The sequence below is a fragment of the Streptomyces sp. NEAU-W12 genome, from assembly GCF_026242095.1.
Taxonomy (GTDB): domain Bacteria; phylum Actinomycetota; class Actinomycetes; order Streptomycetales; family Streptomycetaceae; genus Streptomyces.
Map to the genome: position 1 here is coordinate 1 of NZ_JAPJDM010000052.1, position 15222 is coordinate 15222.

Annotated in this window: 13 protein-coding genes and 3 pseudogenes; 5 read left to right on the forward strand and 11 right to left on the reverse strand. The window is 70.7% G+C overall.

Going from position 1 to position 15222, the window contains the following annotated elements; genetic code table 11:
• Positions 1 to 792: 792 nt before the first annotated feature.
• Together ORI94_RS34115 and ORI94_RS34120 are read left to right on the forward strand one after the other, a co-directional pair.
• A complete protein-coding gene (locus ORI94_RS34115) occupies positions 793 to 1161 on the forward strand; it encodes a hypothetical protein (protein ID WP_266082826.1) in 369 nt (122 codons plus the stop codon).
• Positions 1162 to 1185: 24 nt separating this feature from the next.
• A pseudogene (locus tag ORI94_RS34120) lies at positions 1186 to 1623 on the forward strand (transposase); the annotation flags it as partial.
• Between the two features lie 95 nt (positions 1624 to 1718).
• Here ORI94_RS34120 and ORI94_RS34125 read toward each other — a convergent pair.
• The 3 genes and pseudogenes from ORI94_RS34125 to ORI94_RS35675 all read right to left on the reverse strand — a co-directional run.
• A pseudogene (locus ORI94_RS34125) lies at positions 1719 to 1891 on the reverse strand (IS1380 family transposase); the annotation flags it as partial.
• A 291-nt stretch (positions 1892 to 2182) separates the two neighbouring features.
• Positions 2183 to 2449, reverse strand: coding sequence for a hypothetical protein (locus ORI94_RS34130; protein WP_266082828.1), 267 nt, complete (start codon positions 2447 to 2449; stop codon positions 2183 to 2185).
• A gap of 25 nt (positions 2450 to 2474) precedes the next feature.
• A pseudogene (locus ORI94_RS35675) lies at positions 2475 to 2696 on the reverse strand (hypothetical protein); the annotation flags it as partial.
• 165 nt (positions 2697 to 2861) lie between these two features.
• Here ORI94_RS35675 and ORI94_RS34135 point away from each other — a divergent pair.
• From ORI94_RS34135 to ORI94_RS34145, 3 genes are read left to right on the forward strand one after another with little or no spacing between them, the layout of a single operon-like run.
• Complete coding sequence (locus ORI94_RS34135; protein WP_266082830.1) at positions 2862 to 3767, forward strand: helix-turn-helix transcriptional regulator; 906 nt, start codon at positions 2862 to 2864, stop codon at positions 3765 to 3767.
• A 49-nt stretch (positions 3768 to 3816) separates the two neighbouring features.
• On the forward strand, positions 3817 to 4284 hold the full coding sequence (locus ORI94_RS34140; RefSeq protein WP_266082832.1) for a hypothetical protein: 468 nt from the start codon (positions 3817 to 3819) through the stop codon (positions 4282 to 4284).
• A complete protein-coding gene (locus ORI94_RS34145; RefSeq protein WP_190198387.1) occupies positions 4281 to 4586 on the forward strand; it encodes a transcriptional regulator in 306 nt (101 codons plus the stop codon). Before ORI94_RS34140 ends, ORI94_RS34145 begins: the two co-directional genes overlap by 4 nt.
• Positions 4587 to 4717: 131 nt before the next feature.
• On the opposite strand, the gene ORI94_RS34150 is transcribed toward ORI94_RS34145, so the two are convergent.
• The 8 genes from ORI94_RS34150 to ORI94_RS34185 all read right to left on the reverse strand — a co-directional run bounded on the left by ORI94_RS34150 (position 4718) and on the right by ORI94_RS34185 (position 14974).
• Entirely contained in the window at positions 4718 to 7342 is a 2625-nt protein-coding gene (locus tag ORI94_RS34150; RefSeq protein ID WP_266082837.1) for a M16 family metallopeptidase, read from the reverse strand.
• 85 nt (positions 7343 to 7427) lie between these two features.
• Positions 7428 to 8363, reverse strand: a complete 936-nt coding sequence (locus tag ORI94_RS34155) for a hypothetical protein (RefSeq protein ID WP_266082839.1) — start codon at positions 8361 to 8363, stop codon at positions 7428 to 7430.
• A complete protein-coding gene (locus ORI94_RS34160; RefSeq protein ID WP_266082841.1) occupies positions 8360 to 9040 on the reverse strand; it encodes a flavoprotein in 681 nt (226 codons plus the stop codon). Before ORI94_RS34160 ends, ORI94_RS34155 begins: the two co-directional genes overlap by 4 nt.
• The gene (locus ORI94_RS34165) at positions 9037 to 10014 is read right to left on the reverse strand and encodes an LLM class flavin-dependent oxidoreductase (protein WP_266082843.1); all 978 of its coding nucleotides are present in this window, start codon (positions 10012 to 10014) and stop codon (positions 9037 to 9039) included. The genes ORI94_RS34160 and ORI94_RS34165 overlap by 4 nt, the downstream gene beginning before the upstream one ends.
• A 44-nt stretch (positions 10015 to 10058) precedes the next feature.
• Entirely contained in the window at positions 10059 to 11918 is a 1860-nt protein-coding gene (locus ORI94_RS34170; protein WP_266082845.1) for an ABC transporter ATP-binding protein, read from the reverse strand.
• Positions 11905 to 13083, reverse strand: coding sequence for an ABC transporter permease (locus ORI94_RS34175; RefSeq protein WP_266082847.1), 1179 nt, complete (start codon positions 13081 to 13083; stop codon positions 11905 to 11907). Before ORI94_RS34175 ends, ORI94_RS34170 begins: the two co-directional genes overlap by 14 nt.
• Positions 13080 to 13967 carry an ABC transporter ATP-binding protein gene (locus tag ORI94_RS34180; RefSeq protein ID WP_266082849.1) on the reverse strand — a complete coding sequence of 296 codons (888 nt, stop codon included), beginning with the start codon at positions 13965 to 13967 and terminating at the stop codon, positions 13080 to 13082. Before ORI94_RS34180 ends, ORI94_RS34175 begins: the two co-directional genes overlap by 4 nt.
• Complete coding sequence (locus tag ORI94_RS34185; RefSeq protein WP_266082851.1) at positions 13961 to 14974, reverse strand: methyltransferase; 1014 nt, start codon at positions 14972 to 14974, stop codon at positions 13961 to 13963. Before ORI94_RS34185 ends, ORI94_RS34180 begins: the two co-directional genes overlap by 7 nt.
• Between the last annotated feature and the right edge of the window lie 248 nt (positions 14975 to 15222).

The window sequence follows — 15222 nt, forward strand, 5'->3', positions numbered from 1 at the left end:
GCCGTAGATAGCGGCTGTGACACCACGCGCTGAGGTGGCCGCATCCGGTACATCCCGCTGGAACACCGGACCTCGTGCGGGCGCGGACCGCCACGACAGCATCAGAGACATCGGCCGAGACCACCAGAACATTAGTTAACTGCGGTAACAGGCTTGCCAGTTCAACAGAGCACAACCACAGGCTGCCCGCTACGCGGACCGGTCCACCGTGTCACCAAGATGATCTCCGGCTACGAAAATCTTGCCAGAGCCCTGAACGTGGCCACCGAGGTACAGACATACGTCCCCACCCGAAGAGGGTCATGCGCAGGCCGGAGAGCCGGGGCCGCCCGATCTCTGAGGGTGCGTGACAGGACGGCCAGTCAAGGGCGCCCTTCGGGCGTCGCTGCGCGATGGGGCGTCGCCCCACCCTGGACAGCCTGCCCTGTCACGAGGCTGGCTGGCTATCGGCCGGCCCCGGCCCTGTGGCGACCACGCAGTTGGTCACGTTCGCGTGTACCTGGCTGGGGAGAAAACCCCGTACTCCGACGGCTCTCACGATCCGGCCGGCGTCGAGCAGGAGATGTGGGCTCTGCTCACTCTTTACCAGCTTCTACGTCGCACCATGGTCGAGGCGGCGGAGTCCAGGCCGGGCACCGATCCCGACCGCTGTGGCTTCACCATCGCCTTCCAACCGCTCGCGACCTGCTGGTATGCGCGGAAGGGGTCTTCGAGCAGGGTATTGGGGAGATCGGCCGACGAGTCCTGTCGGCGCTGTCACCCGCGCGGCGGTCCCGTGTCAGCACTCGCAAGGTGAAGTCACCCATCTCCCGTTATGCAGAAAGGAAATTGGACGGCCGACCCGACAGCAGCAAGGTCGTGACCTCGACGACGATTACTCTCCTGCCGCCCCCACCGCCACAGCCCGCGCTGCCCGCGACGACCGACCGTGAGAACACCGGCAACCGCATGGCACGTGTCCTGACCATCCTGCAGGCAGAGCCCGAACGACTGTGGCGATCAAGAGAGATCGCTGAACTTCTCGGCGACGTCACCCTCGTTGCCACCTATCGCCAACTCGCCCGCTGGACCGAGAAAGGAATGATCAAGAGAGTCCGCACAGGCCGCTACGCGGCAATCACACAGATGTCTCTCCCCTTGCGTGACCAGCGGAAACGCTAACTACCCGGCCTTGGGGAAACTTCAGTATCGGCGGCACTGGCACCCTGGCGCAAGCCGCGGGCGGTGCATGATCCGGGCAAGGTCCTGCTGGACGTGGCCTTGGCGGTGACGTTGGGCGGGGACCGCCTGGCTGATGTGGACATGCTGCGGGCCGAGCCGGCCGTGTTCGGGCTGATGGCTTCCGACCCGACCGTCTCCCGGCTGGTCGACACGCTCGCGTCGGGCGGGAAGCGGTCCCTGACGGCGATCCGCGCCGCGCGGGCTGAAGTTCGCCGATATGTCTGAAAGTTGGCCGGTGGCGCAGCGCCGGACGCCGGCGGTCAGGTCACCGTGGACCAGGACGGGGTGCTCGTCATCGCGCACTCCGACACGCAGGATGCGGCGGCGACGTGGAAGAAGACCTACGGCCACCACCCGCTGATGGGGTTCGTCGGCCACGGCCGAGGCAGGTCCGGGGAGCCAAGGCAGCGCTAGGGACGGGAACGTGCTGGTCAGGCGGGGTTCGGAAGGGCTGCGAGTCGCTGGATGGCCTCTGTCATCTCATCGGTTCAGGGTCAGTAGCGGGTGAGCCGGAGGATGCGGCGGCGTCCGGTGGTGATGAGCTGGGCGGCGGTGGAGAGCAGGTGCAGTCGCAGGCAGCGGGTCTCCAGAGCCGGGCGGTGCCGGTCAGGGCGAACATCGGCATCCAGGCCAGCAGGTCGAGTGCGATCTGGACGATCTTCAGCCAGACCACGGTTATTGTTCAGCCAAAGCATTCGGTCACAGATGCTGGTTCTTGTGCGACTGCGATCAATTATGTGAATGTTTTGATCGCACGCCGAGAGAGAGCGTGTCGACCGCACGCACGTGCCACCCCTCGGGGTATTCCATCGAAGAGGGGGACTTAGGTTTGGTCGGCCTCACTGGGGCGGCTCTGTGTGTGGCCACCGCACATGGCAACTGTCGACACATTCGGTACATCTGCCAGATCGGCGGTCGCTGCACTCGCAGCGTCCCCGAAGAACGACACAACTCTGGATGATCATGGGTGAGTGTACTGGGCTGTGACCAGGTAGCCGGGGTGATCCAAGGTGTTGGGGTAAGGCTGGCTGACGCTCTCGTAGTCGATGTGGACGTCGCGGTGGGCGATGGGCTGCTGTCCGCGCAGTCGCTGTGCAGGAGCCGGAGTTTTCAGGCCCGGCTCGGCGGCGGTGAAGTCCCGCTGGAACAGGTCCGGAACCTGGGAGGCCGCCGGGTCGGGGACGGTGGTGCGGACCCGTTCTGCGCAGGCGGACGCCGGCGATGACAAACGCCCGCATCACCTGGCCGACCCGCTTCTCGCTCATGTGCAGGTCCGTCTCGCGGAGCTCGGCGGTCACTCGCGGGGAACCGTAGGGTGCCGCCGGATTTCGCGTGGACCTCGCGGATCCTTTCGGCCAGGCGCTGGTCGGCCTGCTGCCAGCCTGCCGGGCTTCCCGGCCGGCTAGCCACTTGTAGTAGCTTGACCTGTTCACCTTCAGGATCTCGCAGAGCGCTTCGCCTCGAAAGGCGTCCATGAGTGATCGCTGCGTTTGTCATGGTGGCCGCCGCTCCCTGACCAGGAGCTAGGGCCGCCGGAAGTGAGACACGGGGGTAGTGACTTGAATCTAGGTGCAACGTCCGTACTCGGACTGTCGGAGCTGGAGGAACGCCTCTACCGGCACTTCCTGAGAAATCCCGGAATGACGGCTGACGACGTCCATCTGCTGTTGGGAGTCTGCCCCGAGGAAATCGGGGCGGCGCTGGGACGGCTCACCGCACTGGCCGTTCTGGGGGAAGGCCGGGATGGAGGATATCTGCCCGGAAATCCCGAACTGGTCGTGGACACTCTGGCCGACCTGCGACTGAGACAACTGCATGACGAAATGCGTGCCGTCACCCAGGCCCGGCACTTGGTCGCCTCACTCCGCGCCGAACAGGAACGCGCACCGACCCCGCCGCCGGTCGTCGAGAAGATCAAGAACCTGGACTCCATCCGCAGCAGGATCGACGCCCTGGCCTTCTTCGCCCGCGAGGAGATCCTCTCGGCCGAGCCCTACACCGCCCTGACCCCCGAGAACATCCAGCACTCCAGACCCCTGGACCTGCGATGCATCAGACGGGGCGTACGGATCAAGAACGTCGTTCTGAGCAAGACCGTCGAAGACCCCCTGACCTCCGAATACCTCCGCGAACTCGCCTCGCTCGGTGCCGAGATCCGCGTGGCGGAGGAGATCTCCGCGCACATCCTCGTCTACGACCGCCACACGGCACTGACGCCCGTCGACCCGGCCGACAGCTCACGCGGGGCGCTGGTGGCGAACGAGGCCGGGCTGGTGGCCAACATGGTGGACCTCTTCGAGAAGATCTGGTCCGACGCCGTGGATCTGATGTCCTTCAGCCCGGAGAACGAGGGGGACCGGCTCCCCGACGAGGAACAGCGGGTCCTGGAAGCCATGTGTCGCGGCACGAAGGACGAGATCGGAGCCCGGGACCTGGGTGTCTCGGTACGCACCTACCGTCGCTACGTGGCCAGCATCCTGCACATCCTCAACGCCGCGAGCCGTCCCCAGGCCGTGCTTCTGGCCCGCGAGCGAGGCTGGATCTGAGCCTGCCGGGGGACTTGCCATGTTGGAAAGTCGAGGTAGACTTTCCAACATGGAAAACATCACGCCCGAAGGACCTGCCGGCGCCCGTGCCGCCCTCGACAGCGCCGCCGCCGCCCGTGCCGCGGTCGCGGACCGCGCCGCCGCCCCCTGGTGGTACCACGCGGGGCTCGGCCTGGGTGTCGGCCTCGCCTTCCTCTCGATCGATGTCGGCGGAAGCATGGTGCCCACAGGGGTTCTCGTCGGTGGAGTGTTACTGCCCGCCGCGCTCACCCTGACCGTCGCCCGCTCCCGAGGCGTCTCCGTCAACCGCTCCCTGTCCGCGCCAGGCACCCGCCGTCTCAACGGCCTGCACCTGATCATGCTCATCGTCCTCGGCGGACTGGGCCTGGTCCTCAAGCTGGCCGCGGACCTGCCGGGCGCCATGTCGGTGGCAGGCCTCGCGGCGCTGGCCTTCACCATCTACGTCAGCAGGCGCAACGAGGATGCCCTGCGCCACGACCTCCTGCGCCGGCCATGACCGCGTCCGGCCTCGACGAGGTGATCCATCCGACGCACCGGCTGCAGATCTGCGCCATGCTCGCCGCGGTGGAATCCATGGAGTTCTCAGCGGTGCGCGACGCCCTGGGGGTGAGCGACTCCGTCCTGAGCAAACAGATGAAAGTGCTGCAGACGGCCGGCTACGCCACCGTCAGGAAGGCACCCATGAACTCCCGGACCCACACCTGGCTCGCCCTCACCGACGCGGGCCGCACCGCTCTCGCCGGACACCTGGCAGAGCTGCGGCGCATCGCGGCACTCGCCGACCCGGCGAAGCAGTAGCCGGACTCCCGTGCAACCCGGTGGTCGCGCGGGAGAAGGGAGACCGTACGATCCCGGCGTGCTCCTCGGCGGCACACCGGGGTCGGTGCAGGGCGGCACGGCACGACCCTCGTCGAAGTGGTACCTCGGCGTCAGCGCCGAGCGAACGCCCCCGCCCGTGCTCCGGGGAGCACCCCCGGCTCCGTGAACTCGTCCGGGGCGTCGGCGCCGAGCAGGACCGTGTCCATGGCGGCGGTGGCGAACAGCTCACGGCCCGCCCGGGCCACGGCCTCGCCGGGCACCTCGTGCAGCAGTCGCGGGAGGCGCGGCAACCACAGCGGGTCTCGCCCCGCGGCCGTCAGCTGGCGCAGCAGATCGGCCTGGGTGGCCGGGGAGTCGAACGCGCCCAGAGCCTGGGCCGCGCAGAACTCCCGGGCGTCCGCCACTTCCGCGTCCCTGAACAGCTCCTTACCCGCCCGGCGCAGTTCCGCCCGCACCCCGGCGAGAGTCTCCCCGGCCAGGTGGGGCGCCACTCGCGCCCGGACGAAGACCCGGGCGGTGTCCAGCAGGACGTCCCGTCCCGCGTACACCTCGAAGCCCGCGCCCATCACGCCACGCATCCGGGCGGCCAGCCGGGAGCCGAAGTAGCCGCCGAACACCGCTGTCGCCAGATAGCGTGCCGCCTCGGTCGCCTCGGCATCGTCCGCCGGGGCCGCCGGCTCCGGTGCGCAGAAGGTGAGATGGACTTCGCGTTCGGCGGGTGACCGCAGCATCAGCAGCCGGCCGCCCGCGGCCCGCCGTGGGACGCCGCCCGTACGGGGGAGCGGGGTGAAACCGGTGAACTTCGGGCGAGTGAGCGCCTCGCGGGCTTTCGCGAGGGCACGGTCCGGGGCGATGTCCCCGTTGAGGATGAGCACACCGCTCTCCAGGGCCCCCCTCGACGACGCGTTCCCCGGCGTCTCGTCCGCCAGCCAGTGGCGCAGTACCGCGTCGTCCATGAGGCGTCCGGCCGTCGGACGAACGGTACGGCCCGCGCCCGCCAGCGACGGCTCCGACGCCGCCTCCTGCAGGAACTCCCCTTGTGTGCTCAGGAGTTCCGCCAGCACGGCCAGCCAGGCCGACAGCTCCTGCGGTGGGACGCAGCCAGTGACGTCCATCCACTGCCCGTCCACGGACCCCTCCATGACGCCGTCCAGACCCGCCGCACGATCGCTGGCCCGGGTACGGGCCAGACCGCGGCGCAGCAGGGACTCGGCCTCAGGGGCATCCCATCCGCCGAGAACGCCCAGCGGCAGCCGCAGCCGTACCTCGACGGCCGGTGCCCGGCGGTCGGCGAGAGCGACCACGCGCAGCCCGTTGTCCAGGACCAGGTCGTCCGACTGCCATCGGAGGGGTGCCGCGGGCCGCCCGTACGGCGGGATGGCGCGGGCCTCCGCGCGCACCCGGGCGACACGGCCGGAGCCGGCCGCGTCCGCACCGCCGGTTCCAGTGTCGCCGAACGGCGGCTCCGGCCGGGTGCGGGCGCTGCCCGGGCGCATGACCAGGGCCGTCGCGGGCGTGGCCGCCAGTTCACGGGCGGCCCTCGCGATCCCGGCCGGCCCGATGGCCGCGAGGTGGTCCGGGATCAGGTCGAGGAGGTCGGCCCGTCCGAAGAGGATCTCCAGACGGCCCAAGGCACGGCACCGGGTCTCCAGGTCCCCTTGCCCGCGGTGATGCTCACGCGTCATCAGCCGTACGGTGCGCCGTACCGCCTCCGCCGGAGGCAGCTCGGCCCAGTCGGCCCAGCGACGGGCGATCGCGGCCGCCATCTCCCTCGGGCCGGCGTCCGGCGGCAGCAGCGCGGTGACCACCAGGGCGTCGGGGTCCCTGGCGTCCAGCGGGCCGAAGAAACCGCAGCTCGTTCCGACCGCGGGCAGACCGGGCGCCACCGGCCCCTGCTCGGCGGTGAGCCGGGCCAGCACGGCGTGCGCCAGATAGCCCGGCAGATCCGTTCCCGGGTCGGGCAGCCGGTGCCCCATGGCCAGCGCGGTTGCCGTGACCCCCGGCTCGGTGCACTCCAACCACCGTTCCTCGCCCGGGCGAGGCTCGGCCAGGACGGGCGCGGGTGCCGTGCTACGAGCGGGTATGCCGGCGAAGTGCCGCTCCACCAGGTGCCGGATCCCCTCGGGGTCGGCGCCGCCGACGACGGTCAGCACGGCGTTGCCGGGAGCGTAGCGGGCGTCGAAGAACTCCTCGCAGTCCGCCACCGTGATGGTGCGCAGCCGCTCGGCGTCGCCGTAACCGTCGTGCGCGTTCGCGAAGGTCCCGAACAGCACTCCGGGCAGCAGCGGCCAGGGGAAGCCGCCGTACGGCCTGCCGTGCACGGCCTGCTGGATCTCCAGCTCCACGCCGCGCAGTTGCTCGGCCAGCGTGGTCTCGGTGAACAGCGGAGCCCGCATCCGGTCCGCCTCGGCGAACAGCGCCCGCTCCAGCGCCTGGGCCGGAACCACCTGGTAGTAGTCGGTGTAGTCCTGGTGCGTGGTGCCATTGGCCCGGGCACCGAAACGATGCACGTGGTCGTAGAAGCGGCCGTCGGGAAGGCTGGCGCTCCCCCGGAACATCAGGTGCTCGAAGAGGTGGGCGAACCCCTCACGGCCCGGCGGCTCGGATCGGAAACCGGTGCCGTAGTGCACGGCGACTGCCACCCTCGGCTGCGGGAAGCGGCTGTCCAGCACGACCCGCAGCCCGTTCGGCAGGGTGAACCTGTGCAGCCCGGGTCGCGGACGGTAGGTGCTCATGAGGGTACGTCTCCCGTTCGTGGTCAAGGAATGGGGTCGAGGGTCCGGGAACCGGTGCGGCCCGCTGGGCGTCGGGCCGCACCGGTCACAGATCGAGAAGGAATGTCAGGAAGGTCGCGTAGTGGTCGAACCCCGCGGTGTGCCAACCGACGTAGGCGGCGATGTCGTGGACGTGCAGCAGGATCCGCAGGGCGGCCGCCCGGCTCCACTCGTCGCCGAGGTCCCGGCCGTAGCCGTTGAAGAGCGCCTCCAGCAACAGCTGCCAGCCCTTTTGGTCCCCGCCCAACTGCCACCTCAGCTCGACCAGTTCACCCAGAACCCAGCCCAGGTCGAAGTACCAGGGGGCCACGGCCAGGTCCTCGCCCGTCAACAGGGCGGCCGGGCCGACGCCGCTCCCGGCGACCAGCGAGCCGAGTCCGGGAGCCCCGTGCACCAGGGTCACGTCGGTGTCCTCGGTGACACCGCGGCTCCAGTCGGCGGCACGGGACCAGCGTCGCGGTCCCAGTCGCGTCCGCAGTTGGGCACCGACGTACGCGGCGCGGGGGACCGGCGCCCGCCCGTCCAGCCAGGTGTCCAGACGTACCAGGCCCCGGGGCGGGCCGAGTCGCTCCGCCACCGGCGGAGGCCCACCGTCGTGCAGCCGTCGCAACGCCAGACCGAGCCCGCGCAGCGGCTCCCGCAACTGCGGCGACGGCCCCGCGGACAGCAGCCTGTTCGCGGCCGACCCCCCACCCTCGACCGTGTAGAGCCTGCCGTCGCCGACCGGCCGGCCCACCGTCAGGAGGGCCGCGCCGTCGCCGCCCACCGCCGCCGCACGGCCCGCCGGACCGGGGACGGGCCGGAACGGCTCGGGTGCCGACGGGCCGGGCGCCCTGGTCCACTCGTGGCCACCGGGCACGGCGCGCACGGACGTGCGCAGCAGATCGGTGCCGTACTCGGCGACCGCGGAGGCCTCCGGAACGTCCTGGTGCGGGCCTTGGTCCTGTGTGGTCGTTTCCGCGACCGCTCGCAGCTCGCTCACGGGTGGATCAGATCAGCGACGAACTCACCCGGGGTCCTGGGGTCCCGGTCCGGACGGCCCGCCTCCAACTGGGCGCGACGCTTCTCCAACATACCTATGACCTCCGGCAACAGGGGTGGGACCCAGGCGTCGGCACGACCGGTGGTCATGCTGACGCCTGGGTGGGGCGGGACGAGGACGACGTTGGGGCGGGCGGTCAGCGCGGCCCAATGCGTCTGGAAAGCGGCGCTCTCCAGCCCGCCGGGCGGCAGGGCCGGGGCCACCGCGACCGGGGCCCGGGTGCAGTGACAGGCCAGCAATGCAGGCGAGTCGGCCAACCCCAGCGCCAGCCGGGCGGTGAAGTGGAAGGTCGCGGGATAGACCACGACCGCCTGGGCCCACTCGGCCAGTTCGACGTGCCGGGCCGTCCCCTCGTCCTCGGGCCACTCGTCGAACAGCACCTCGCCGTGCCGGTGCAGTCGCCCGGCCAGCGCCTGACGGGTGACGAACCGCCGAGCGCTGGCGGTGAGCACCATCTTGACGGCCAGCTCCGGGTATGACAGGCGCAGCCAGTCGATCCAGTACGGCATCCCGGTGGCGAAGGCGGAACCGGCGGTGACCACCAGCAGCCGCTCGACGCCCAGCTCCGGCACCTGCGCGTCCGGCACGGCAGTCCCCGGAAGGCGACTGTGCGTCATGACGTCACCTCGGCGAGGACGGTCTCCAGCTCCCGCAGCGCGGTCCGGCTGCCGTACATGCCGTTCACACCGGTCACGTTGAGCACGATCTCGTCGACCCCCGCCTCCCGGTACGCCGCGAACTCCTCGGCGAGCACCTTGGGCTCCCCGTAGAGGAAAGCCCGCCCCTCGACCAGTGCGGCCGCGCCCGCAGCCGGATCGGAGCTGTCGGTGCGGATGCCGGAGCGGCGGAGCATGTCGACGTAGTGCGGCAGCCGGAGGTGGCCGATGTTGCTCGCCAGCGCCAGGGCAGCCGGGGCGCGGTCCGCTTCCGCCAGGGCCACGGGCACGATGGAGACCAGGCGCGGGACCGGGCGTCCCGCCGCTTTGGCACCCTCGCGCAGCGCGGGCACGATGGTGTCGCGCAGATAGGCGGCGGGGGTGAGCCAGGTGATGGCCGTGTCGGCCACCTCGCCCGCCAGCCGTGCCATCCCGGGACGCAGTACACCCAGGCCCACCTCGATGGGGGGCCGTGGCACGGGGAGCAGTTTCCCGTGGCAGGTGAAGTACGTGCCGTCCTGCTCGACCAACTCGCCGTCGAGCAGGCCGCGCACGGCGGTGAGGTACTCGCGTGACGCGGCGAGCGGGCTGCGGTAGGGGGCTCCGCACATGCTGCGCTGGAGCACCGCCGCGCCCGGTCCGAAGCCCGCCACCACGGGGTGTCCGGTTGCCGCCGCCAGCGACTGGGCTTGGAGCGCCGCCTCGTAGGGGTGAGTGAACGGCATGAGCGTCACGCCGAGTCCCACCGGAACCCGGAAGCCGGACGCGGCGGCGTAGGCGAAGGCCTGGTGCGGCTGGTTGAGCATGGCCTGGCCTTGCCACAGGCGGTGGGCGCCGCTCCACTGGGTGAGCGCGGCGAACGGCAGGATCTGCTCGGGCCGCGGTGGCGCGAAGGGCATGAGTACGGAGTACACGCTGTCGGTCCGGTCGGTCATGGGACGGCTCCTGGCCTGGTCGTACGGTCGGCTCCTGGCCGCGGTCATCGGGAGACGGTGCTGAGGACCTGCCCGCTCACCAGGTCGGCGTAGTCGGGACACCGGTCGAGGAGGTTCAGATGCGTGCCCTGGTCCACCACCCGGCCGGCGTCCAGTACGATCACGTGGTCGGCGTGCTGGACCGTGGAGATGCGGTGGGCGACGACCAGCACGGCGCGGTCCGCGGCCAGTTCGTCCACCACGTCCCGCAGTTTCCGCTCGTTTACGGAGTCCAGGTGCGAGGAGGGCTCGTCGAGGAGCACCAGCCGGGCGTCGGCCAGTACCGCTCGGGCCAGCGCGAGCCGCTGGCGCTGGCCGCCAGAGAGATCGGCCGCGCCTCCCAGGACCGTGTCCAGCCCCTGGGGCAGCCGCCGGATCTCCTCCGCCAGGCCGACCCGGTCGAGGGCCGCCATCAGGTCCGCGTCGGACGGCTCGTCCGTCCGGCCGAGCAGCAGGTTCTCCCGGACGGTGTCCTGCAGCAGGGTGCTGGACTGGTCGACGTAGGCGATCCGGGAACGCAGTTCGTCCAGCGGCCAGTCCGTCAGGGGACGGCCCATCACTTCGATGCGCCCCGAGTTCGGCTCCATGAAGCCTTCGACCAGGCTCAGGGCCGTGGTCTTGCCCGATCCGGAGAGTCCGACCAGGGCGGTGAGACCGTGCAGCGGGACCGTCAGATCCACGTTCCGCAGCACCGGGTGACCGTCGTAGGCGAACACGACGTCCTCGAAGCGTACGGCCGTGGGGGCGTCGTCCTCGGGGGACGTGGGGACGAGCCCCGGCGGTACCGTGGCGGCCCGTGCCGCCGGCTCCGTCGGCAGGGCGAACAGCGCTTCGAACCGCTTGCGGGCCACCAGTCCCATCTGTAGACCGCTCACACCGGACGCCGCCATGATCAGCGGTGCGGTGAGCTGCAACAGGTACAGCAGGAAGGAGATGAAGTCGGCCAGCGGCAGATGGCCGTCGAGCATGCGGCTGCCGCCACCGATGACCACGCTGACCAGGGCGATCTGCTGACCGAGGTTGATGATCGGGACCATCAGGGATTCCATCCGGGCCGCGCCGGTCTCCAGCCGCGCCACCTTGCCGGCGCGAGCGGCTAGCCGGTCGCCAACGATCCTCTCGGCCCGGTAGGCCTTGATGATGGTCAGCGAGTCCAGAGCGGCGACGAAGTGCTGCGCGAGCGCCCCGATCTCGCCCTGGACGGCCGTGTACCGGCGGCGCAGGCCCCTGACGACCAGGGCGATGAGCCCCACGGCCACCACGAAGGCCAGCACCGTGATCGACAGCAAGACCCAGTCGAGCAGGCCCATGATGACCAGCGTGCCCAGTACCGTGATGCCGGCCATCGGCAGCTGGATGGGGCCGATGTCGACCAGGTTCTTGACCATGGCCGCGTCCGCGGTCAGCCGTGCCACCAGATTGCCGGACCCCTCGGTCCGGCTGTCCTGCAGCCGCAGTTCCAGCGAGTGCCGCATGGTGCGCTCGCGCAGTCCGCGGATGAGTTCCCGGCCCATCAGCCCCAGCAGATAGGCGGCCAGTGCCCCAGCGGCGGCCGAACCCAGACCTGCCCCGACCATCGCCACGACCCACCAGGTCGGACTGTCGCCGCGCTGGATGACGGCCAGCAGTCTGCCCACCACCATCGGCAGGGCCAGCGTGGCCGCCGCGGAGACCAGCGCGAGCAGGGCGACCGCGCAGGTCTGCGCCGCCCTGCCCCGGGTCAGTTCACGCAGGACGCGCAGTTGCTGCGGCTCTGCGGCGTCCGTACCCCCGGCCGAGGGCGCGGCGTTCGCCGCGTCCGTGCTCGTCGTTGCCTTCATCGTGCCCAACTCCCCCTCGTGGACGGGACGTTCAGTGAGCTGCACCGCGCAGAGCCTCTCCGACCTTGACGATCCCGCCGTACCTGAGCAGTCCGCTGCGGTAGATCCGGCCGCCGAACCTCACCAGTGCGGCGATCGCCAGCAGCATCAGCGCGAAGGCGGCGAACGCCTGCCACCACGGCACCTCGGTGACCGCCATGCGCATCGGCATCGCGGCCCAGGACAGGCCGGGTGTCATCGAGACGACGGTCAGCAGCGCGTCGTCTGGCGCAGGCCGCACCGCCAGTGCCGGGCCCGCCAGGCTCAGCATCTGCAGCATGTTCACCGGCCCGATGACGTGGTTGACGTCCTCCTGCCGGGAGACCAGCGCACCGGCCACCGCGTAGAGGGTCACGAAGAGGACGTAGCCCGGTACGAACCACAGCAGCAGGTTGGCGGCGGTACCGACGGCGTTCAGCGGGGCCTTCAGCACTCCGAAGCCGACGGCCGCCGTCAGCACGGCCGTCATCATCAGCGCGATCTGCACCAGTGCGGCCGCACCTAGGCCGACGATCTTGCCGGCGAGCAGGTGCCAGGCCCGGACCTTCGCCAGCAGCACCTCGACGATGCGGCTGGACTTCTCTTCGGCGACTCCCTGGGCGATGCCCAGCCCCGATATGAGCATCAGGATGAAAAGCAGGAACACCCCGATCCCCGCGGTCATCGTCCGTTCCTGGACCACGCCGGCGTCCGCGCCGAGGGCGCTGACCCTGAGCGCCGGCGGTGCGATCGCCCGCTCGGTCTCCTCCCGCGCCGCGCCGAGTTCCTTGAGCCGGTCGACCTGATCGGCCGTCTGCTGGGCCTGCTGGATCGTACGGCCCAGCTCGGCCGACAGGTTCCGCAGGACCAGTACGCCGCCGTCCGGCAGCACCACCGCATCGACCGCCTCGTCCCGCAGGGCCGTCCGGGCGGTGCCGGTGTCCGTGTACGGCTCGACCGTGACCTGGGGGCGCAGCGCCGCGGCGACCGTGCTCCCCTCACCGACGACGCCGACGGCCGGAGGGCTCTCCCCGTCGCCCTTGAGTACATCGGTCAGCGAGAACGACAGGCACAGCATCGCGGCGGTCACGATCACCGATGCCCAGAAGGCCTTGTTGCGCAGCTGCCGGGTGACCTCACGGGCCGCGACGATCCTGATGAGCGCCAGGTCCGTACGCTGGTTGCGGTTCATGCCACCGCCTCCCGGAAGATGTCGGCCAGTGCGGGCTCGTGCCGGCCGAAGGACTCCACCCGGCCCGCGGACTGCGCCGCGGCCAGGGCAGCCTGCGCCGCACGGTCGGACTCCAGTTCCAGGGTGATGACGCCGTCCCCCTCGGCCAGCACCCGGGCGCCCTGAAGGGCGTCGGCCCACCGCGGGGGTACGTCCGTCACCGAAAGACGCGGCCGGCCGGGATCGGCGGTGCGACGCAGCTCGGCCACGGTGCCCTCGGCGACCAGACGTCCGCCGCGCAGGATCCCGACCCGGTCGCACAGCCGTTCCACCAGTTCCAGCTGGTGGCTGGAGAAGACGATCGGCACTCCATCGCGGGCGGACTGCAGCAGCACCTCCGCCATGGCGTCCACGGCCACCGGGTCCAGTCCCGAGAACGGTTCGTCGAGGACCAGTACGGCCGGGTCGTGGATCAGGGCGGCGATCAGCTGGACCTTCTGCTGGTTGCCGAGGGACAGCTTCTCCAGGGCGTCCCTGGGACCGGCCACCACGCCCAGCCGCTCGAGCCACTCGGCGGCCCGCCGTGCGGCCTCCCGGCGCGGGACGCCGCTCAGCCGCGCGAAGTGGACCAGCTGGTCGAGGGGGGTCATCTTGGCGTAGAGGCCCCGTTCCTCCGGCATGTATCCGAAGCGCCGCCGGGAGTGCGCGTCGACATCGGCGCCGTTGAAGCGGACCGAGCCGGAGTCCGCTTCCAGCACGCCGAGCGCGATCCGCATCGCGGTGGTCTTGCCGGCGCCGTTGGCGCCGCAGAACCCGAAGATCGCGCCAGGGCGCACGTCGAAGGTGAGAGCGTCGAGCACTCGCCGGCCGCCGAAGCTCTTGTCGACGGCGTCGAAAGTCAGCACGGCGAGAACTCCAGGATCGAGCGGACGGGTGTCGCCGGGCCCTCCCAGTTCAGGCGGAGACCGGCGGCGGCGCCCAGCGCCTTCAGCTGTTCGACGCTGCGGACGGGAGCCGGCATCGTGACGCGGAGCCACAGCTCGAGGGCCGCCGACTCGGGTATCTCGCGCGGGACGCGCAGGTTCACCTCGGCCAGCAGCACCTTCCCGTCGGGTCCCACCGCCTCGGCGCAGCGGCGCAGTATCGCGGTGGCCCGCTCGTCCGGCCAGTCGGCGAGGATCGCCGACAGGAGGTAGACGTCGCCGCCCGCGGGCAGCGGTTCGAAGAAGCTGCCCACCACCACCTCGGCCCGGTCCGCGAGCCCCGCGGCCGCGAACCTGCGTCCGGCGACCTCGGCGACGTTCTTCAGATCGACCAGCGTGCCGTTCAAGTGAGGCTGTCGACGCAGCAGTTCCATCAGGATCGCGCCGCTGTGGCCGCCCACGTCGACGACCCGGCCGACGCGACTCCAGTCGTAGCTGTCGAAGATCAGCTCGGCGCCCCAGCCGAGCTGCGGGCCGGCGTCGCTCTGTTCCAGTGCCTCGACGAAGTCGGGATCCTCGTTGACGGTCTCCCAGTAGCCGCGCCCGAAGATCGTCCCGTGGGCCGGTTCCCCGGTGCGGACGGTGTGCAGGAGGTTCACCAGCGCGAGGGCGGCTCGTCCGTGCAGGCCGTCCATGGTCAAGTGGCCCCGCAAGCTCTCCGGATGGTCCTCGCGCAGCCTCTCGCCGAGTTCGGTGACGCTGTACGCCCCGTCGTCGTCGCACGTGAGCACCCCCTGCGCCCGAAGGTGACGCAGCAGCAGCTGCAGCAGGTCTGGGCGGGTGCCGGTGAGTTCCGCCAGCTTCGCCACATCGCCCGTGCCGGCGCCGAGATGGTCCGCCACGCGGAGGGTGGCCGCGGCACGGATCGCGGCGGGTGTCAGGAGGTCCGCCATCTTCAGCAGATCTCCGGGGTCCGATTGATGTGCCATCGGTCGGTTCCCATCTGGTGTGCGGGTGAACGGGGTTGATCGGTCGCAGGGTGAGGGGGGGGAAGACCGCCGGGCGGCCGGCCGCGGTGAACGGAAGACGTTCTGCGGCCGGTCGGCCGGCACGCCACAATCAGCAGCCGCCGTCGATCGTCTTCGCCGAGAACTGGCTGGCGACGAAACTGGCGGTGGCGCTGGCGATGCAGGCGGGCGAGGTGGCGGGCGCCTCGGCGGCGGCCGTCACATTCAGC